The following is a 20509-nucleotide window of genomic DNA, read 5'->3' on the forward strand; positions in this document are numbered from 1 at the left end:
AAAGAATTTGTTATGTTAACTTTAATTCAAGGTGCAAACGTTTATGCACCTACCTACCTAGGCACACAAGATGTTTTAATTGGCGGTGGTAAAATCATTGCTATTGACGAAAATATAATCCTCGACAGCAGTGTACTCGTCAAACGAATTGACGGTAAAAATAAGCTTGTTACGCCGGGGTTTGTTGACTCGTTAGTGCATATTACCGGTGGCGGTGGCGAAGCTGGATTTGCCAGCCGCACCCCTGAAATGAACCTAACCGATGCAACCCTATCGGGCACTACCACAGTGGTGGGCGCACTGGGTACCGACTCAAGTTCACGTACGCTTACCAATTTGGTTGCCAAAGCAAAAGGCCTAAAAGAGCAAGGGCTGAATGTATTTTGCCATACCGGTTCGTATCATTTACCCGCTAAAACTCTTACTCACTCAATCACTGACGACATCATGTATATAGAGGAGTTTATAGGTGTTGGCGAAGTGGCTATTTCTGATCATCGCAGTAGCCAACCTACGGTCCAGCAATTAGCAGAATTGGCAGCCGAGGCCAAAGTAGCCGGTATGCTCAGTGGTAAAAAAGGCACCGTGAGTATTCATGTCGGCCCTGTCGATAGTCACTTGAGTATTTTGCATCAGGTGGCTCAGCAAAGTGATATTAAGCTTAAACAGTTTTATCCTACGCATATGAACCGCAATAAAGCACTTCTTGATGCCGGTATTCACTTTTGTGATCAGGGCGGTACTATCGACTTTACCACCAGCACCACCGACTACGATTTAGCCCATGGTGAATATGCAGCAGCCCATGCCCTTGCCTACTGCTTAGAACAAGGCGTAGCACCAAATCAACTCACTATGAGCTCAGATGGCCATGCTAGTTTACCTATTTTTGATAAAGACTTTAACTTATTAGGGTTAGAGGTGGGCAAAGAGGCATCACTACTGAGTTCGTTTCAGCAAGCAGTCAAAGAATACAACGTCCCTATAGAGCACGCTTTAATGAGCATAACCAGTAACCCTGCCGATATTTTAGGAGTTGATAAAGGCCGCCTTAAAACAGCGAGCGACGCGGATGTTGTGCTTCTCGATAAAGAGACCTTAACCCCTGAGTATGTATGGGCTAACGGCATATTAATGGTGCAAAACCGCCACGCGGTTATAAAAGGATTGTTTGAATAAACTAGAACAGCTCAAATGCTGCTGAAATATTTCAGCAGCATTTAACGCCAAAAAATTCGTTACCCTAGTTTGAAATTTTAATCCGAAAAGGTCGCTAGAACATAGTTATTAAATTCAACTACCTTTCATTGTAGCTGAGTTTTTTGTCATAAAAACAAGACCATTTTCATTTATACATTCAGCATACACCTGAGCACTCATGGGTTTAGAAAAGTAATAACCTTGAAACTCTTTACATCCCATTTCGGACATTATTAAGACCTGTTCTTCGGTTTCTACTCCCTCGGCTACACACTTGATATTGAGTTCATCACACATCACATGCATAGCTTTAACTAAGCTTTTCTGGCGTGTAGAGCGTGTAACCTGACTTATTAAAGAGCGATCCAATTTAAGTTTATCAATAGGGTAATCAGCAAGGCGTGCAATATTTGAGTAGCCAACACCAAAGTCATCCACAGTAATAGAGAACCCCCAATCTTGCAAAGTTTGCATAAGTTTTAGAGAGTGGGCTTGGTTAGCCTCAAGTGATGTTTCGGTAAGCTCTAATTCTATTTGATTCGGTTTTACATTAAAATCCGCCAAATATTTCACCAATTTTGACATAAAGTCAGCTTGGCTAAAATCGAGCAAAGATATGTTTATTGCTATAGGTAAAAGTGGCAAACCAACTTTATTCCATTGGGCAATTTGAGCGCAGACTTTTTGAATAATTAAATCCGTTAATCTACTAATCATTCTGTACTCTTCTGCAATAGGAATAAAGACAGTTGGCGATATATTACCAAGCACAGAGCTATGCCAACGAGCTAATGCTTCAAGCCCAATACATTCACCTTTTGCATTCACTTTAGGTTGATAATGTACTGACAGATCATTTTGTTGCAAAGCTTCATCAAGTAACATGGAAATTTCATACTTTTCCATAAAAGCCTGTGATTGTTTTTGGTTGTAACCACTAAAAGGCAAGTTATAGTCTGCGAGCTTGAGCGCCTCACACGCATTACTAAGAACAATAGCACTATCTTCACCGTGCTCAGGACACTTAGCAAAACCAAATAAAAATGATTGTTGGTAATTAGTACCAAATACATCATAAGTTTGATCTAAAGTGCTTTTAATTTGTATTAATAACTTGTTTTGCTGTTCACTTGAGCTTGAACCAACAATAAAGCAAAGTTTACTACCTTCTATATACGCACAAAGCAAGGGCCCTTCAGGCATTGCTTTTAAGCGCTTATAAGCAGTAATTAGCAATGATTGGGAGTCAGCCTTGTTAAGTTTTAAATTTAAATATTCACTATTTGCGCTTTGTGTGACTACGATATAAAAGCCTTTTTGATATTTAGACGTTAACCTATCGCATTGCATCTCAAACCACTCTCGATTAGGCAATTTCGTCTGCGAGTCTCTAAACCTTAGACGTTTGTTCTCTTGCTCCATCATAGACAAGTTTTGTTTAATTAACTGCTCTTGCGTGCAATCATAAAAGTCATACACTCGGTAATTTGTACTCATTGCTATTTGCTGATAATTACTCTTATAGTAGCGACTCTTATATTCTATGATTTGATTTTTTATATTTAACTCTTTGCTATTAAGTGCAGGGAATAATCCATCAATTCTCTCAGCCTTTTCTTTCAAGCTGTTTTTTAATCCAAACATTTCAATAGCATGTTGATTTAAATCTGTAATTACTAAATTTTCGTCGACAATAATTTTAGCTTTATTAGATTCAGTAAATAAGGTGCGATAAAGCTCGTTTTTATCTTTAAGGAAGCTATTAGCATTTAACATGGTTTTGTTTAAACGTTTGGCAGCAACAATTGTTCGCGCAGTAGCCAGTGGAATACAAATATTAAAAAATAAAAATATCAGGCCTGTAATATATAAGTCAGCTTCTGGTAATTGGCTTGATATTCCTGAATAGCCAGATAAATCAACATTATTAATAATCATGTAAAAAGGTATGATGTTTAAAATACCGTAGGCCAAAGCCGTTCTGTAACCGAGTAGCATAAGAGCAATGATGGGACATGAATACATAAACATAGAACCCACCTTTGCAAGCTCTAAGTCAGTTAAAAATAAATTCATTGATAAACTACCGGCAACGATAGTTAATAAAAGTGCGTTTGCACTAAATGTGTAAAATCGCTTACTTGCTAATAAAAGACTAAAAGCAATAGTGAAAAAACTAATAGTAATAACTGCAATGTAAATTAGGTTGAATTCAATTGCGCGGGTGTATGTATAACAAACTACCAAAAAACAGAGCAAAGTAACGAGAGTTAAAATTATCCGCAGTGCACTCACCCGCCAGTGTGCGACTTCATCATGGGCAGTATGATGATCGTTAAGTAAGAAGTACTTATGGAGAAAGTGCATAATAAACAACAATTAATACATGTCATTCAATTAAACATTGATAAGTTGTCAAAATCAATTAAATAAGTCTAATAACTAATCCAATTGAAGTGACTCTCAAAGTTAATCTAATATATGGTAACTATCCAATATGCTCACTTTCATAAACCGGGGTTACCCAATATTTAACGGTGTGTACTTACAAACAGGGCTTAGCGTCGTTTTTAGTATGGCAAGTTCAGATAATAAAATATGCACCTCAAATTGATAAAAACTACGATACCCTTCTACTTGCTCGGCAATATCAAACTCGCTGTGCTCTTTGCTATAGCCTTGAATTTTTTTAAGTTAAAGCCGGTTATACAGTCTATGCCTATTAATATATCAACTACGTCATCTTTTATATTTGTGGGTGCATTTAGGGTAAAAAGTAACTGTTCAGCCATGTTTTTTCTCCAACCAACCATAGAAGATAGGTAATAAATAAAGGGTAGTAATAGTGGAGGTAATTAACACGCCAATAACTACGATAGCTAATGGCTTTTGTATTTCAGCTCCTGGACCTGTTGCAAACACCAGCGGCAATAAACCAAACATAGCGGTTGTAGCGGTCATTAATACAGGGCGTAGCCGCCTACTTGCAACATCTAAAATGCACTGTGTTACATATACAGCAAAGCCGATGTAGAGGGCAGACATGAGTTTGCCGCATGGTTTTTAAAAGACTTTATGCAACAAAGGTACTATCCGCATTCAAGCTCAGCCATTAACTAATGCAGTGACTATCGCATATACTTGCGCGCTATTTTAGTCAGCGTTAAGCTAACGCTTTATTTTCGTCATTATGGTCTATGTGCTCTATAGCCCGCAGAGATAATTCAACGTAAAGGTTTAATATGAATAACAGTAGTTACCCAATTGGTACGCCTGGTGAGAAGTGGAACAACAATAATAAAATCCAATGGCTTGAGGCACAAAAAATTAAGCGCAGCTATCAACAAGAAGTCGTAACATTAATTGATGAACTTAAAAGCACTCTAGAAGTACAGCAATACGGTGAGCTTAATTATGCCGCAGGTAGCTACCCTTTGTACGCGTTAAAAACCACTAATTTTGATACAAACAAAGCCACTGTTTTAATTACTGGCGGCGTACATGGCTACGAGACCAGTGGTGTTCATGGCGCTTTAAGATTCGCTAAAACATTGGCAAATAAGTACGCTGAGCACTTTAATATTGTAATTACCCCCTGTATTAGCCCATGGGGTTATGAAACGATTAATCGTTGGAACCCAGATGCGGTAGACCCTAACCGCTCTTTTTATCAGGGCAGTCCAGCACAAGAATCAGCGGCAGTAATGAACTATGTGCAATCTTTAAATACTGATTTAATCGCGCATATCGATTTACATGAAACAACAGATTCGGATAACAGTGAATTTAGACCAGCACTCGCGGCTCGTGAAGGCAAAGTAAACACCAACTGGAACATTCCTGATGGCTTTTATATAGTGGCTGATAGCAACAAACCAGAGCCTGCTTTTCAAAAAGCAATTATTGAACATGTTGAAAAAGTAACGCATATTGCACCTAGCGATGAAAATCAGCAATTAATTGGTGTACCACAAGCGCAATTTGGGGTAATTAATTACGCGGCCCGTGATTTAGGCCTATGCATGGGATTTTCTGAAGCTGCATATGTCACCACCACTGAAGTATATCCAGACAGTGCAACGGCTAACCCTGAAGAGTGTATATTAGCGCAAGTTGCTGCAATTTCAGGTGCCTTAGACTACATTATTAATAAGTGACCAATGCAGTAAATAATCAATAAAAGGGGCGGCTATTGAAATTTGAAAATAACTACGGCAGTTATAGCTTGCGCGTTGAAAAAAATATAGTTATTGGGCAGTTTAAAGGTAACTTAAACCCTCAGTTATTAAATCATTTTAAAGCCGCTTTATTAAATAGCATTGAACCATTTAAACATTTGTCTTGGGGTTATATTAGCCACTCTCCTGAGGTGATTGCTGCTACCCCCGATGCTGAAAAAAACATGATAGATGTAAGCCAAACAATGGGGATTAATAACTGTTTGATCAGTGCGTTTGTCCTCACCTCGCCTATTGCTATAAGGCAATTGCAGCGGATTATGCACAGCTCTGGCCGTGATGCTCATCTACAAGAGTGCTTGTTTGATGATTTTCAAAGCGCCAAAAAATTTGTAATTAAGCAGCTAGCCCTAGCCGAGTCAGGTTGTTAACTGGCTAGGACTCATACTTTATTAATTTTTATAAAACTGGCTGTCTTTGGTAATAGTAATTGCAGGATCCTCTTGCGAAGTAATCACAAAACTCAGCTTGCTCACTTTGCGTGCTAAATCGTAGCCGTCTGCAGTCACCGTTACCGGCACACTTTTCATCAGCCCAGGCTCTACTAATATAGCATTTGGGCTTTGCAATGTAGCCCCCTCTAAACCGCTAATTGAAATTGAATAATGCAGCGGTTGCTGAGTTTTATTGATAATAGTGAGCGTGTAAGGGTTTTCAACTAAGCCTTCGTAATTTACCCGGTACAATGCGTTTCTATCTCTAAGTACTGAGGCTTCTATAGGGGTACGTTGTAACATCCATGCAAACATAGATAAAATTAATAGCGCAGTTAACGCCCCATAGCCTACAAGTTTAAGCCTAAATGGATTCGTTTTTTGCCCTGCCATTTGCTTTTCACTGGCGTATTTAATTAAGCCTTTTTCGTAGCCAAACTTATCCATGGTGTCATCACAAGCGTCAATACATAAACCACAGTTAATACATTCATATTGCAAGCCATTGCGAATATCAATCCCTGCAGGGCATACTTCCACACATAAGTTACAGTCTACGCAATCGCCTAAATCAAGCGCTTTCGGATCAGCTTTGCGTTTACGTGGGCCGCGATTTTCACCCCGTTCGCTATCGTAAGTAACCACCAGCGTGTCTTTATCAAACATCACCGATTGAAAGCGCGAATACGGACACGCCACAGTACACATTTTTTCACGTAAAAAGCCCGCATTTCCATAAGTACAAAACGCAAATAAAAATACCCAAAAACTGGTGATCCCAGACCACTCTAAATTTAACATTTCGAGATACAAGGTTTTAGCGGGGATAAAATACGCTAAAAATGAGGTGGCTGTGAGCACCGAAATAACCAGCCAAGCACTGTGCTTAGTGATTTTTTTTCGCCATTTGGTAATATCCCATGAGCTTTTATCAAGCTTAATACGCTGGTTACGCGTACCCTCTACACGTTGCTCAACCCAAGAAAACATTAACATCCAAATGGTTTGTGGGCAGGTATAACCACACCATACTCTGCCAAGCCAGTTGGTAACAAAAAATAGGGCAAACGCTCCCACCATAAACAGCATGGCTAAAATCATAAAGTCTTGAGGGAGCAAGGTAAGGCCAAAAATAGTAAATTTTTGGGTGGCCACATCCAATAAAACCGCTTGCTGACCGTTATATTGAATCCATGGAATGGCAATAAAACTCAGCATTAACAACCAGCCTAAATTGCGACGTATACGTTGAAAAAAACCTTTTTGCTCGCGTATATAAATTGGCCCCTCTTCTTTATAGGGCTTAATGATCATGTCTTCTTCTTTAATATCAAACTTCATGCTACTTACTTCATAGTGACGGGTATTAAACAAGTATTTGCAACTTTCAGACCACACTGAAAGATAACTTAAAACATTGATATTAAATGATTTTAATAATAAAACCGGACTACAATATCGCGATATTTAGCGACTGTCGCGATATATCACGAATTAGCTCTGGCGACGCAGTCCTAATTTTTGCATTTTTGAGCGTAAGGTGCTCTCTGGTAAGCCCAACTTATTTGCCGCGCCTTGTTCACCTGCAATTTTCCAATTACACAGTGCTAATACGCTGCTAATATGCTGTTTTTGTGCTTCATCAAGTGTAAGCGTTGGGTTTATGGCGTTATCATCGCCCGCTTTTAGCGACTGACTTAACTGTAATGTAGAGTGTTTAGATAAAATAGCTTCTCGTTCGAGTACATTTTGTAGCTCTCTAATGTTACCTGGCCAGTCATAAGCTTGTAATTGTCTGATCGCTTTTGTACTTAACCCTTGCAATTGCTTACCTAAGCGCTTGTTTATTTGTGCAATTAAGTTTTGACACAAGTAAGGAATGTCTTCTTTTCGTTCTTTAAGTGCAGGCACGTGAATAGGAAACACATTTAAACGGTAATATAAGTCCATTCTGAATTGGCCTGCTTGTACCATTTCCCACAAGTTACGGTTGGTTGCAGCAATGATGCGAATATCAACCTTTAGGGTTTGACTACCGCCAACGCGTTCAAATTCACGCTCTTGTAATACCCTTAATAGCTTACTTTGGGACTCTAACGGCAGCTCTGCGACTTCATCTAAAAATAAGGTGCCGTGATCGGCAAGTTCAAAACGTCCTTTACGACGCTCGTTAGCGCCAGTAAATGAGCCCCTTTCATGCCCAAAAAGTTCTGACTCTAATAAACTTGGAGTGAATGCCGCACAATTTACTTTTATAAATGCTTGTTCGTTGCGTTTACTGAGACGGTGTAAGTTACGCGCTACCAACTCTTTGCCAGTGCCATTTTCACCAAGAATGAGTACGGTGCTGTCGGTTTCACTCACTAACTGTATTTGATCTAACATGCGTTGGAATACAGCGCTGTGGCCAACCAGTCCTGAATCTTGCCAATCCTCATTAAGCTCGGCAATAAGGTAATCATTCTCATCTTTTAGCTGCTCGCTTAGGTGCTTTACTTGAGCTAACGCTTCGTGCAACTGAGTTTGCGTTTGCTGTTGTGCTGATATATCGCGAAATACTGCTACAGCACCAATGAGCTGGTTATTTTTATAAACGGGAGTGGAGGTATACTCAACAGCAAAGGCACTGCCATCTTTGCGCCAAAATACTTCGTTTTTTACTTCGCGGCGTTTGCCATCAAACATAGTGCAATAAATTTGGCACTCATCGGCAGGGTAAGGAGTGCCATCGGCATGACTATGATGATGATATTGATGTATTTTCTTTCCTAATAATTCATCGGCCGTCCACCCAGTCATTCGCTCTGCAGCTGGGTTTACAAATACCGCATTGCCGGATAAATCAAATCCGTATATGCCCTCACCCACCGCATTAAGCAATAAGGTAGGATCGTTTAAAAAGTTTTTTATCATAATACAACCTCGCGAAATATCGCGATCATTATGCCAATTTTCTCCTGCTTTAACACCTAATAATGACTAAATAACGCCTTAACATCTATTTTGGCTTCTAAGCGCGCTGCAATTAAATATAAGCCGGCTAATTTACGATGAATAAACAATGCATCCACAGGGGGAGTATGCCACTGCTGCGACTGTGTGCTTAACTGTAATCCGGCATCTTTGATGTTGCTAGCAAGTTCACTGTTTTTAAAATCAAACTCTCCATTATAGCGAAGTGGCTCGCAAGCCATTAAAAATAAATCAATCACTCTTTCTTTATAGTCATCTTTTAAAGCGTCTTTAAAATAGCCAATAGCAGTGGCAGCATTGAGCACGCCTTCACGATCATTATTACTGCCAGCTTTAAACAAAGCTAAATAGGCATCACTTAGGGTAGCTGTAATTTCTCGGGTGGCACCAAAATCAAATAACACAATTTTTTGTGATTCTGGTTGGTAATGGTAATTAGCAAAGTTAGGGTCGGTTTGAATTAACTTAAACTCAAACATTTCTTTAAAAAACAAATCAATTAGTTGCTCAGCAACCCGACTTCGATCTGATTGTGGTAAATATGTAATACCCTCTATAGGCTTGGCATCTACATACTCCATGGTTAGCACTTGCGCAGTACTGTGCTCTACATACACACTAGGCACTTTAAAATGGGGGTTAGTCGATAACAGGTTTTTGTATCGTGCTAAATACTGAGCTTCTAGGGTGTAATTAGCCTCAGCTAATAACTGCGCTTTCGCTTCTTCAACTAAAGGTTTTATATCCAATTCTTTGGGCAATAATCGCGATAAAGTAAGTAAAGTGATCACATTATCCACATCGCTCACCACACTTTTTGCAATACCTGGATATTGAATTTTAACCGCTAATTGATCACCATTTTCTATATAAGCTAAATGAACCTGCCCAATTGATGCAGCTGCAAACGGTCTTAGTTCAATATGAGAAAAACGCGATAACCAGTCATCTCCCCATTGCTCTTTTAGCACGCTCACTAATTGCTTATGTGGCATTGGGTTGGCATCGGCACGCAACAAAGACAGTAACTGCGCAAGCTCGGGAGTTAATAAGTCGCCAGCATCCATTGAAAGTAACTGCCCAAGCTTCATTGCCGCACCGCGAAGGTGCGATAACTGAGTGGCTAAGTTTTCAATATTTTTCGGCTGGAGTAATAAGCTTTTATTATCCCAGCCTTTACCACTAAGCGCACTTTTGGCACCACCTACTAACATATTTGTGGCAACACCTGTGGCTAATGAGCCTAACTTTGCAAATCGTGAAAGTCGAGAGGTGGGAACGGATCGCTCATTAGCCATAATTAACCTAATCTATTAATAATAAGGTCAATTAATACGTTTTATTACGCTTATTAGATCTAAATTATAACCGAGGTACTAGCTTAATCGCGCCTTCGACTACTTTTAAATCTAAGGGTAAATTACTTAACAGTGCCATTTTAGGGTCGTTCATATTTAACTTATAAACAGGGTTAACCGCTAAAAATGCATTCATGACATCCATCGCTTCGTTATCCAGCACTTCTAAATTACCTTTAAAACCCCCTGCATCGATACTTGAATCGCGTAACTTAACATTACGTAAAAATACGGCTTTTTTCTCGCTATCATAAAAAGGCGTGCCTTGTATTTGTAACTTTAAACGCACAGGATACTTTAATGCAAAGGCATTAATCTCGGCGCTCGAATCAGCACCTAATAAAACATAATCACTGTTGTCGGGACCAATATTAACGCTTAAATCATTTACATCAAACTGCACAGGTAAGCCCATCAGGCTAACTTTTTCACTTAATTTAGGTAACTCTTTATTTAGTAACGACTCAACCTCTGAATTTGTAAATGAATAAACCGAAATACCCTGAGTGCTGTTACAGGCAGTTAAAAATAATAGTGAAATAAAAACAAAAATTTTCATACAAAACCCTATTCATTAATCGTATTGGCAGTAAGTAGCCATAATAAAAAACCGCTTTAATAGCGGTTTTTTTTATTTTAGTTGATAAAAGTTAATTTACAGCAAAAATAACTTTTAACCTTGCTAGTGTGTCAGTTTTGACTGAACCTTCGCTGAGTGCAATTAATTGCTTTAAATAATAGTTTAAATCAGCGTGGTCTCCACGGTGCTTGTCATCTAGCATTGCCACTTGCTCAACAATTCTTTGCGCTGAGTCATGCGAACTAACGTTGGCTAGTATTTCCATACGCGTTAGCAACTGCTCGATACTTAATGACGTTTTTACCACACCAGTATACTGACTTGGCACTGGTTCATTATTCTCAAGCGCAACAAATAATGCGTTTAAGTTAGCTTGTTCGTTTTTGGCAGCTAATCCGGTTAGCTTTTCATCTATAGCTGACAATAAAGCGGATACTTTAGGCGTTAACGATTTAAATGGCATATACCCTTTAACTTTGGTTTGCAGATCAAGTAATTGGGCTTTACCTTCAACACTATTTAAAGCCGCTTCGAGCTCATTTAGTTCGGCTGTTGCTAGCTTATCTGATTCACCTTGCTCGCGTTTTTGCTGCTCAAACTCTTCGCTGCGTTTAGTGAATGTTGCATCATTAAACTCACGGAATTTTTGCCATAGTGCATTCTCAGCTTTTAAGCCTGCAAACCCTATACTCTGCCATTGTTGCTGTAACTGCTTTAACTGCTGACACGCCTCTGCTAGGTTTTCACTTTGAGATAGCTGTTGCGCTTGCTCAACGAGCTCATTTTTAAGTGCGGCATTGCCTTTATGAAACGCATTAAGTGAAGATACAACTAGCTGCTGTTCTGCCTTATAACGCTCGTTTAAAATTCGGTATGTTTTAGGATCAACTTTACCTACACTACGCCATGCTTTTTGTAATCGGTTGTAGTGGCTTTCAAATTGTTTCCAATCTAAATCAGCACCCTTTGTCGCTTGTAAATGCAATGCATGCATTTGCGCTATTAGTTGCTCACGCTCTACTTTAGCCGCTTCACGCTGGATTTCTTGCTCTGCGAAATAACTACGACAAGGTGCGAACAATAGCTCAATTTTTTCATCAAACTCATTACCTTGCTGCTTTTCTTGCTCTGTATCAAGGCGCCCTAGTTCATTCCAACGCTTACGCAATACTTTAACTTGATCAGCACGCTGTTGTGGATCGTTACAAGGCTCATCAACTAACAGTGTTACTTCTTCTAAAAGTGCAGTGCGTTTAGGGGCCGCTGCATACTTTTGCCAATCTTTAGCATCAGCTAGCTGCGCTTCTAGGTCAGCTTTTAAGTTAACCAACGGCTGTTGGTATTTCTCAGTTAGCGCATTAAATAGCTCTTCGAAGCCTTTAAATACACCAAATGCAACATTAAAACGCCCTTCTTCAATTAAACGTTTAACATCGCGCGCTTTTCTCTTAGCTTGGCTTTGGGTTTTTTCTAGCGGCTTAGTGAGTTCGCTCATTGCGGCTAAAAACTGCTTCTTGTGGCTGTTAAGCTGAGCTTTGAATGACGCTTGTAAATCAGTACTAAGTACATTTAGCTGACTACGTGCAGTTTTAAATGTGTCATTGAACGCTGTTAACTGTTGATCGTAATCGCTAAGTTGCTCTGCAGGTTTTATTTCACTAAGCGCATTGTAGGCAATTTTATATTCTTTAATCGCCGTAGTTAGCTCAGGTAACTTAGCAACTTGTGAGAATAGCTGCTCAAGCTTATTAATCACTTGTTTTGATTGCTGATCAGCCACCAGTTGCGTTTTATCTAGCGTGTCTTTCGCTTGCGCTACTTTGGCATTTAGCCAATCTTGCTGAATTTGCTCTGGCGTTTCTAATCCTAACTGTAATGCATTCTCAATTTCTTCACTTAATGCTTCTAACGTAGCTAACGCTAACACTTGGCGCTGTTGTTGCGCTAAACGTTGCTGCTCTACTTCGTGCTGCGCTTTCAATGTGGCAATGTGAACATCAAGCTTATCGGTAATTGAAATATATTTAGCATCAAGGGTTTTTACATGTTCTTCGTTTAGCCATTTTAACTCTAGTGCTTGCCACTGTGCCATAAGTTCGGCGGCTTGTGGGTCAACAATAGCGTAGTCGTGTTTATCACGCAGTGCATTAAGCTTGGCTAAAATAACACGGGTAGCATTTTCAACTTGCGCTGGCATTTCAAGCGCTAAACGCTCGTTTTCAAGATGGCTTTCAAGGGCCGTTTTAGCTTCACCTTGAGCATGCTTTAACAGTGCTTTAGTTAACTGCTGTGTAATGACTAAGTCAACTAACTGCTTTTGCAGCTCTTCATTGGCTTCTTTAAAGGCTTTTTCAATCAGTTTAGGGTTTGCTAGGCGTTTTAATAACTTTACTCTTACTTGTAACTCTTTTTCTGCAAATGCCAGTTTTTCAAGGGTTTTAACCGGTGCAAAACGTTCAATGTACTCATTTTTAATCTGCGCCGATAAGCTACTTTCACTGTTTAATACAGCAGACGATATTTGCTGCTCAGCTACATCTTTTAATGCCTGATCTTGCTTGTAAGCTTTCCACCAAAGCGGTAAATCGTTTACTTTTTGCAGTGCTTTACGGCGAATTTCAGCCGATGAGTCTTCAAGCGCTAAGGTACTTAAAATTGTTACGTCGCGTGCTACATCAAGTTTTTCAATCGCATCTAAACGAACTTGTTGCTTCGGGTGTTTCCATTTTGGTGTAAAAAGGTGTTTAAAGATCATTTTCACTGAACCTAGCTATTTCGTTATCTGATTTAAATTCTTTTTGTAGTTGCGCTTTGGTTTTTTGGATCATTTCTCCATCTGCACCAATGGTAAACTGCTCGTTTGATTGTGCAACTTTTGCTTGATACAACATCACAAGTTGCACTGTTTGTTGTTTTTGTTCATCTGATAAAGGTGTGCCATCTGGCCACTTTCCTGTTGATGCACCATATTGCAGACGCTCAAATAATTCTGGAGTAATATTCTGTACTAGGTTGTCAATATTCATGTCATTTTTTCTTTTTCAGAGTCACTAAAATAATACGGTTAATAAGGTACCAAATACAGCCAATGCCTATGGCTGAGGTATACGCATACCACTGAAGTGTTTTTTCTTGAGGTTGTAGGAAGTACAAACAAAAGAAGCCACCTAAAAATAAGATCAGCGCTAAAAAGGAGTGGTTCATAAACATTTGCTGCTTTTTAATTCGCTGCTCACGTTGAAGTTGTTGAACTTGCTCGGCATTTAATTCAGCAACGTTACTTTGGCAATGTGGACACTGCGGATGTTTATCTGAAATTGATTTTGCACATTTGGGGCAACGAATAATCGCCATACATCTCTCTCCATACTACGCATAAAAAAAGCGCCTTTCGGCGCTTTTCATTGTACTTGTTTTATTGCTCTTTGTCTTTTTTGAATTTAACCCAATAGTTCATATTAGGTTATTAGGGTCTGTTTATTCAGCGTCTTTAGATTGCTTCTCAAGGCGCTTTTCCCAGAAGGTAGCATTTTTAATCCCTAATTTAACGGGATCAAACGTGATTTCTCCACCTTTCTTCTTCTGGTCTTCATAATCACTCAAACATGTTAAGGCCGGTTTAGCGACAAAGAAAATAGCTAATATACCCAATATGTTTATCCACGCCATTAAGCCAACGCCTATGTCGCCAATAGTCCAAATATAACCTGAGCTATTAACCATGCCGTAGGCTACCATAAACATAATGACAAGTTTTACGGCTACAAGCGGAATACTTCCTTTAAAGTAGCGGTTTAAGTACGCGATATTCGTCTCTGCAATGAAGTAGTAAGCCAGTATGGTGGTAAAAGCAAAGAAAAATAAGGCGATGCCTACAAACGCTTCCCCAAAGCCACCAAATACACTAAACAACGCCATTTGGGTGAACGCTGCTGACCCCACTTCAGTTGCTGCATCAACGTTTTGTACAATGAATTGACCCGCAGGTAATTCGCCAACAATGTTGTATTGCTGCGTTATTAAAATCATTAATGCCGTTGCTGTACATACAAAGAGTGTATCAACATAAACAGAAAAAGCTTGAACTAAACCTTGCTGTGCAGGGTGATCAACCTCTGCTGCAGCCGCTGCATGAGGGCCTGTACCTTGACCGGCCTCATTTGAGTATATTCCACGCTTAACACCCCAGCCAATTGCGGCACCAAAGCCTGCTTGAGCTGTAAATGCATCACCAATGATGAGCGAGAAAATGCCCGGTATTTTGTCTAAGTTTATAAATACCACAATTAAGGCCAGTACGATGTAACCAAGCGCCATAAATGGCACAACAATTTGCGTAAAGTTAGCAATGCGCTTTATACCACCAAAAATAATAAACGCTAAAACAATAAGAATAATAGCCAACGCAACGAGTTTAAAGCTGCCTACGTCACCAAAACTTGTAGAGACCATAGTGCCATCACCAAATACTTGAGTGAATGCATTACCTACAGCGTTTGCTTGTACGCCTGGTAAGAAAACCCCACAGGCTATAATTGCCGATACAGCAAATAAAACAGCCAGCCACTTTTGCCCCAAGCAACGGTCAAAATAATAGGCTGGACCACCGCGGTATTGGCCGTCTTCTTCTAATTTATAAATTTGACCTAATGTTGATTCTGCGTATGCAGTGCTTGCACCTAAAAAAGCAACAACCCACATCCAAAAAATAGCGCCCGGGCCACCAAAACCAATTGCGGCTGCAACACCGGCAATATTACCAACCCCTACTCGGCCAGATAACGAGACCGCAAGGGCTTGAAAAGACGAGATCCCTTTCTCTGAAGTGTTAGGGCTAAATAATAGCTTACACATTTCTTTAAAATGTCTAACTTGAGCAAATCGAGTTAGCACTGAGTAAAATAAGCCTGCGCCAAGGCATAAATAGATGAGTGCATTACTCCAAACAACATCATTAACGGCGCTTACAAAAGCTTCCATGAACATCCTCACAGTTATATTTATTATTATTAATTACCATACTCTGCTATTCAGAATACCTGTCATAAGCTTTACGAAATAAGGGGTTAATCTTTTCCGTCTTTCTTATTGTTCAATCGATATTAACTTAAGTACCCAACCTTGTTAACAGTTAATTTTCAAAACAACTCACTATAGACTTGTCGATAACGTTTAACTCAGTGCAGGTTGATATAGACTATGCGGTATTAAATCTGCCGAGAAGGTGTATTGGAATGTTTTGATGCTGTGGTGGGTAAATGAATTTTATTTTCTGGTACGGCCGGTTTAGCTTAAAATAAAAAGGGTATCAATATTATTGATACCCTATGAAACAAACGTTTTATCTTAAGTTGTCTACAACATTAACAATGGCTGCTAACGTGTCTTGACCAAATTGATATGAACGGCGATCTGACCAGCCGTAATCTGCATCTGGTAAGTCATTATTATCTTTAAATGGCATTTCAACTGTGTAAGTAAGCGCTTTAAATTCTTCAGCGGTCGCTGATGAACCTACTGTTAAGTTAGCTTGACCTGGTTCGTCTTTATCGTAGCCATGAATATCTTGAAACTCTGGAGTAATCGTTAAAAGCGCGGCTTTAAAGCTATCTTCTAAGCCTTTTAAGCGTGCATCATAGCTTGGTATACCTTCGCTACCGGCAACAAAGTTATATGGAATAGCTTCATCCCCGTGAATGTCTAGGTGCATGTCTAAGCCTGCTTCGCGCATTTTATTAAGCACCAAGTAAACTTCAGGGCTGTTTTCCATGCTTGGCGTTTGCCATTCACGATTTAAGTTAACCCCTTTAGCATTAGTACGTAAGTGACCACGTGCACTGCCATCTGGATTCATGTTTGGTACTACATAGAATACCGCTTTTGATAGTAAGGCTGCAGCATGTGGGTCTTCATCATCAAGTAGCTTGTGTAATAAACCTTCTACAAACCACTCTGCCATAGTTTCACCTGGGTGTTGGCGAGCGGTAACCCAAATGACTTTTTTATCTGCACTTGGCTGGCCAATCTTAAGCACGCTCATATCACGCCCATCGAGGGTTTGACCTAGTGTTTCTAGTTGGCAAATTTCTTGGCTTTGTGCCCATGATAATAAATCTAAATGACGGTCGTAGCTATATGGAGCGAAATAGGCGAAGTAAACGCTGCTGCACTCAGGCTCAAGCTCAAATGTTAGTGTGCCATTTTCATACGAAGACGGTACACGAAACCATGTTTGACGGTCGTATGAGGCAACGGCTTGGTAGTCTACCCAACCATCTGGGTATGCAGACTTATCAAGATTATTAATATTTAACTGATGTAATTGATAAGGCGTTGTTTCAAGACGAAAGTGAAACCACTGATAAAACTCAGACTGATGATCTTTATTAATTTCTAACTGAATATTTAACGGATCGGTGGCTTTAATAACTTTAATATTACCACTGTCAAAATTGCTACTGATTTTCATTACAACAAACCTATTAGTTAACTGTGTGTCTTGACCAAAGGATTTAGCCAAGAGGTAAGTACGTATTAATGCACTTTAAACGGTTATTACTACGTACTCAATTTAATAAAGCGTACCATAACCACTACACTTTAAAAATCTTCAGACCTAAAAAAGCCAGCAAGTGCTGGCTTTTTTTAATTGCTCAAGTGTTTATCGAGGTAAACTTGGGAATGAGACTTCTGCCATATCGCGCATACAGCGAACTACCTGACAGCTATAACCAAACTCATTATCGTACCATACGTAAAGTACAACACGGTTTTCATCAACAATCGTTGCTTGAGAATCAACAACACCTGCGTAACGGCTACCCACTAAATCGGTAGACACGATTTCAGTTGATGCTGTGTAATCGATTTGATCACGTAGGTCTGAGTGAAGTGCTGTTTCACGTAAAAACGCATTAAGTTCTTCAACCGTCGTGCTCTTTTCAAGATTCAAGTTTAAAATAGCTAATGATACGTTTGGTGTAGGTACACGAATTGCGTTACCTGTTAGTTTACCTTCAAGCTCTGGTAATGCTTTAGATACCGCTTTAGCTGCGCCTGTTTCAGTGATAACCATGTTAAGTGCCGCAGCACGACCACGACGTTCTGCTTTGTGGTAGTTATCAATTAAGTTTTGGTCATTAGTGTATGAGTGAACTGTTTCAACGTGACCATTCTTAATACCAAACTGATCGTTTAATGCTTTCAATGTTGGCGTTATTGCATTAGTTGTACAGCTTGCAGCACATACAATTTTATCTTCAGGTAAAATATCTTGGTTATTTACACCGTAAACGATATTTTTAATGTTGCCCTTAGCTGGCGCTGTTAATAATACTTTTGCAGCACCTTTAGATTCTAAGTGTTGACCAAGACCAGCTTCATCTTTCCAAATACCAGTGTTATCAACAACAAGTGCGTTTTCGATACCGTAGGCACTGTAATCAACTTCGCTTGGCGAATTAGCGTAGATAACTTGAATGTAGCTACCATTAGCTTTAATAGCATTACGTTCTTTATCAATGGTAATTGAACCATTGAACGGACCGTGGATAGAATCACGACGCAATAAGCTTGCACGTTTTTCTAAATCGCCGTCTTTACCACCACGCACAACAATAGCGCGTAGGTTTAAGTCGGCGTATGGGCCTGATTTTTCAATTAACAAACGTGCTAATAAGCGGCCGATACGACCAAAGCCGTAAAGTACTACGTCACGTGGCGCTTTAGGCTCAGAATTAACAATTTCAGCTAGTTCGTCTTTAACGAACTCTTCTACTGAACGGCCATTCGCAGCATCTGTGTATAAATAGCTGTATGCTAATTTACCAATATCGATACGGGCAGAATTTAATTCCATTTTGCTGATAGCTTCTAAGAATGGGAAGCTTTCACGCAGGCGAAGTTTAGTTCCTTCAAACTGGGCTACTGATTTGTGAGACTTAATAATATCAATAGTGCTTGAGTTTACTAATGGACGGCCGTAAACAGCGATTTCAATACCACGATTACGGTACAATTTACCAATAATTGGTTGCATGCTTTCAGCGTAATCTTGACGTTCTTGCCAGCTACTTGTGTATTCTAACTCGTGAGATGAGGTCATTTTTTTTACCTAATTAAACAATTTTGAACGGATAGCCTAAGAATGTATCGAATTTTGAGAGCAACACATTCCTTCGGGCAGGCCTATTCTAATTTAATCTCATTTTATTCTCTACTGTTAGAGACTAAAGTTTAGGCTAGAATAATATTATATGAGGGTCTGTTGACCTTTTCGGATTAAAATTTGTTCAAACTAGGGGCAGTTTAATCGCGGCGCGAGGTTTGTAACCTAGTGGGCTAAGTCAAAACCGAGCAAAGCTTCCGCGTCCTGCTCACGCCCCTTACCTACATCCATGTAGGCAACAAAGAGTAAATCGCCCCTAGGCAGAACCCTTCGGGCAGCGCCTGTTTGGCATTGATGCTGCGTTATCGCCTATTTATGGGGAATAACCACACCACATAGGCTCTGCCTTGCCTCTATACCAAACAGACTGCTGCAAATTTAACCTTGAAAGGTCAACAGACCCTAATAAATTGAGAGACTCGGATGGCTTTTAAGCGCATAACCCTCACTTTTGCATTGTTGCTTGCAGGGTGTGAAGAATCTTTTACCGTTGAAGATGTTTGTGCGCAATCACCCGCCATGTGCAATGATCTTAACCAAGATGGCCACTGTAAGGCACTGCGAGAGCGTACTATTTTTTCTCGCTACCGCGAATCCTTACAACCAACCGATGAGAACAAATATCAACTACTCAAAGCGTTTGAGCATTACAACCAATGTATTGGCTTAGCCGCTAATATTCAGCATATAAAACTGAAAGGTAAAACTACCGCCCGTCGACGAGCCTACCTCACCAGTAATAGAGAAATGGCACGTATTTATCAGCAAACACATGCAACCACTCACCCTGGCCTACTCTATTACCATTGGTCAAGAAACAATGATGAAACGGCACTCACCCGGCTACTTGCTCTAGAAAATACCCCCGCGGTGGAAACAAGTGCTGAAATGCAATTTTATTTAGCGTCTTATTACATTAAAGTTGATGAGCAAAAAGCGATTGGTTTTTTATACAACACACTGGCGTTAAATCAAGCTAAGCAAATACCTGATCCAGAAATTTACACCTCTTTAATTAGTCTTTTTTACAAGCACCACCAATATAAGCACGCGTATATTTTTGCCAAAATAGCAGAGCTTTCTGGAATAAAAAATATCGATATATTATTAATTGAACAGCAGTTAATAGCACAAGGAAAGAATTTAGAGAGTTTAGATGCCCTCGCGGAGCAAACATTACACCAAATAAACCAAGGAAAATTTATTTCTCCCCGGAAATAATACAACAGATACAAAAAAGGCAGCTTGCGCTGCCTTTTTGTTTATTTTTTGCTTGTGCCTACTTCGACACGGGTCTTTAACTTTTGCCCCGGCCTAAAAGTAACTACGCGACGCGCTGAAATTGGAATATCTTCTCCCGTTTTCGGATTACGTCCCGGTCTTTCTTTCTTATCTCGAAGATCAAAGTTACCAAATCCAGAGAGCTTAATCTGCTCGCCTTTTTCAAGCGCTGAGCGGATTTCTTCAAAAAACGCTTCAACTAAATCTTTGGCATCTTTTTTATTGATCCCGAGCTTTTCAAATAGGTGTTCAGCTATGTCGGCTTTAGTAAGCGCCAT

General features: G+C 39.7%; 16 protein-coding genes and 1 pseudogene. 4 read left to right on the forward strand and 13 right to left on the reverse strand.

The features are described 5' to 3' along the window. Window positions 1–12 precede the first annotated feature (12 nt). Window positions 13–1179, forward strand: coding sequence for a beta-aspartyl-peptidase (gene iadA / locus ACZ5WS_RS13635; protein ID WP_464709160.1), 1167 nt, complete (start codon window positions 13–15; stop codon window positions 1177–1179). A gap of 114 nt (window positions 1180–1293) precedes the next feature. On the opposite strand, the gene ACZ5WS_RS13640 is transcribed toward iadA, so the two are convergent. Both ACZ5WS_RS13640 and ACZ5WS_RS13645 read right to left on the reverse strand, forming a co-directional pair. After that, a complete protein-coding gene (locus tag ACZ5WS_RS13640) occupies window positions 1294–3567 on the reverse strand; it encodes an EAL domain-containing protein (protein ID WP_290170293.1) in 2274 nt (757 codons plus the stop codon). Between the two features lie 417 nt (window positions 3568–3984). Continuing rightward, window positions 3985–4188: pseudogene (locus ACZ5WS_RS13645) on the reverse strand (efflux RND transporter permease subunit); the annotation flags it as partial. Window positions 4189–4442: 254 nt separating this feature from the next. Between ACZ5WS_RS13645 and ACZ5WS_RS13650 the strand changes: the two are divergent. Continuing rightward, window positions 4443–5357: a M14 family metallopeptidase gene (locus tag ACZ5WS_RS13650; protein ID WP_464709165.1), complete on the forward strand. Its 915-nt coding sequence runs from the start codon at window positions 4443–4445 to the stop codon at window positions 5355–5357. Window positions 5358–5392: 35 nt separating this feature from the next. Then, entirely contained in the window at window positions 5393–5809 is a 417-nt protein-coding gene (locus ACZ5WS_RS13655; RefSeq protein ID WP_464709167.1) for a hypothetical protein, read from the forward strand. Window positions 5810–5830: 21 nt separating this feature from the next. Here ACZ5WS_RS13655 and ccoG read toward each other — a convergent pair whose 3' ends face one another. From ccoG to ACZ5WS_RS13705, 10 genes are all read right to left on the reverse strand, one after another. Next, window positions 5831–7213 (reverse strand): cytochrome c oxidase accessory protein CcoG, encoded by a 1383-nt coding sequence (gene ccoG / locus ACZ5WS_RS13660; RefSeq protein WP_464709169.1) that lies wholly within the window; start codon window positions 7211–7213, stop codon window positions 5831–5833. A 153-nt stretch (window positions 7214–7366) separates the two neighbouring features. Next, window positions 7367–8785, reverse strand: coding sequence for a sigma-54 interaction domain-containing protein (locus ACZ5WS_RS13665; protein WP_178955656.1), 1419 nt, complete (start codon window positions 8783–8785; stop codon window positions 7367–7369). A 56-nt stretch (window positions 8786–8841) separates the two neighbouring features. Further along, window positions 8842–10143, reverse strand: coding sequence for an ABC1 kinase family protein (locus tag ACZ5WS_RS13670; RefSeq protein WP_464709171.1), 1302 nt, complete (start codon window positions 10141–10143; stop codon window positions 8842–8844). Window positions 10144–10207: 64 nt separating this feature from the next. Beyond that, window positions 10208–10762, reverse strand: a complete 555-nt coding sequence (locus tag ACZ5WS_RS13675; protein WP_010392868.1) for a YceB family lipoprotein — start codon at window positions 10760–10762, stop codon at window positions 10208–10210. 91 nt (window positions 10763–10853) lie between these two features. Then, window positions 10854–13538, reverse strand: a complete 2685-nt coding sequence (locus ACZ5WS_RS13680) for a DUF349 domain-containing protein (protein ID WP_464709173.1) — start codon at window positions 13536–13538, stop codon at window positions 10854–10856. Further along, a complete protein-coding gene (locus ACZ5WS_RS13685) occupies window positions 13528–13809 on the reverse strand; it encodes a YeaC family protein (protein ID WP_008114080.1) in 282 nt (93 codons plus the stop codon). Before ACZ5WS_RS13685 ends, ACZ5WS_RS13680 begins: the two co-directional genes overlap by 11 nt. A 1-nt stretch (window position 13810) precedes the next feature. After that, window positions 13811–14137, reverse strand: coding sequence for a hypothetical protein (locus tag ACZ5WS_RS13690; protein WP_008114079.1), 327 nt, complete (start codon window positions 14135–14137; stop codon window positions 13811–13813). A 123-nt stretch (window positions 14138–14260) separates the two neighbouring features. Then, entirely contained in the window at window positions 14261–15763 is a 1503-nt protein-coding gene (locus ACZ5WS_RS13695) for an alanine/glycine:cation symporter family protein (protein ID WP_008114078.1), read from the reverse strand. 361 nt (window positions 15764–16124) lie between these two features. Continuing rightward, the gene (locus ACZ5WS_RS13700) at window positions 16125–17252 is read right to left on the reverse strand and encodes a M14 family metallopeptidase (RefSeq protein WP_464709179.1); all 1128 of its coding nucleotides are present in this window, start codon (window positions 17250–17252) and stop codon (window positions 16125–16127) included. A gap of 192 nt (window positions 17253–17444) precedes the next feature. Next, a complete protein-coding gene (locus ACZ5WS_RS13705) occupies window positions 17445–18887 on the reverse strand; it encodes a glyceraldehyde-3-phosphate dehydrogenase (RefSeq protein ID WP_010392881.1) in 1443 nt (480 codons plus the stop codon). A 486-nt stretch (window positions 18888–19373) separates the two neighbouring features. Here ACZ5WS_RS13705 and ACZ5WS_RS13710 point away from each other — a divergent pair, with 486 nt between their 5' ends. After that, window positions 19374–20171: a DUF2989 domain-containing protein gene (locus tag ACZ5WS_RS13710; RefSeq protein ID WP_464709180.1), complete on the forward strand. Its 798-nt coding sequence runs from the start codon at window positions 19374–19376 to the stop codon at window positions 20169–20171. Window positions 20172–20212: 41 nt separating this feature from the next. Here the strand turns inward: ACZ5WS_RS13710 and ihfA are convergent, their stop codons facing one another. Then, a complete protein-coding gene (ihfA, locus tag ACZ5WS_RS13715) occupies window positions 20213–20509 on the reverse strand; it encodes an integration host factor subunit alpha (RefSeq protein WP_008114070.1) in 297 nt (98 codons plus the stop codon).

The sequence above is a fragment of the Pseudoalteromonas sp. 11L1 genome (assembly GCF_055397545.1).

Bases quoted from the DNA above. Each gene is read 5' to 3' on its own strand.
- ACZ5WS_RS13675 (WP_010392868.1), bottom strand. From the start codon at position 10,762: ATGAAAATTTTTGTTTTTATTTCACTATTATTTTTAACTGCCTGTAAC.
- ACZ5WS_RS13640 (WP_290170293.1), bottom strand. From the start codon at position 3,567: ATGCACTTTCTCCATAAGTACTTCTTACTTAACGATCATCATACTGCC.
- ACZ5WS_RS13700 (WP_464709179.1), bottom strand. From the start codon at position 17,252: ATGAAAATCAGTAGCAATTTTGACAGTGGTAATATTAAAGTTATTAAA.
- ACZ5WS_RS13705 (WP_010392881.1), bottom strand. From the start codon at position 18,887: ATGACCTCATCTCACGAGTTAGAATACACAAGTAGCTGGCAAGAACGT.
- ACZ5WS_RS13650 (WP_464709165.1), top strand. From the start codon at position 4,443: ATGAATAACAGTAGTTACCCAATTGGTACGCCTGGTGAGAAGTGGAAC.
- ACZ5WS_RS13695 (WP_008114078.1), bottom strand. From the start codon at position 15,763: ATGGAAGCTTTTGTAAGCGCCGTTAATGATGTTGTTTGGAGTAATGCA.
- ccoG (WP_464709169.1), bottom strand. From the start codon at position 7,213: ATGAAGTTTGATATTAAAGAAGAAGACATGATCATTAAGCCCTATAAA.
- ACZ5WS_RS13690 (WP_008114079.1), bottom strand. From the start codon at position 14,137: ATGGCGATTATTCGTTGCCCCAAATGTGCAAAATCAATTTCAGATAAA.
- ACZ5WS_RS13685 (WP_008114080.1), bottom strand. From the start codon at position 13,809: ATGAATATTGACAACCTAGTACAGAATATTACTCCAGAATTATTTGAG.
- ihfA (WP_008114070.1), bottom strand. From the start codon at position 20,509: ATGGCGCTTACTAAAGCCGACATAGCTGAACACCTATTTGAAAAGCTC.
- iadA (WP_464709160.1), top strand. From the start codon at position 13: ATGTTAACTTTAATTCAAGGTGCAAACGTTTATGCACCTACCTACCTA.
- ACZ5WS_RS13670 (WP_464709171.1), bottom strand. From the start codon at position 10,143: ATGGCTAATGAGCGATCCGTTCCCACCTCTCGACTTTCACGATTTGCA.
- ACZ5WS_RS13665 (WP_178955656.1), bottom strand. From the start codon at position 8,785: ATGATAAAAAACTTTTTAAACGATCCTACCTTATTGCTTAATGCGGTG.
- ACZ5WS_RS13680 (WP_464709173.1), bottom strand. From the start codon at position 13,538: ATGATCTTTAAACACCTTTTTACACCAAAATGGAAACACCCGAAGCAA.
- ACZ5WS_RS13710 (WP_464709180.1), top strand. From the start codon at position 19,374: ATGGCTTTTAAGCGCATAACCCTCACTTTTGCATTGTTGCTTGCAGGG.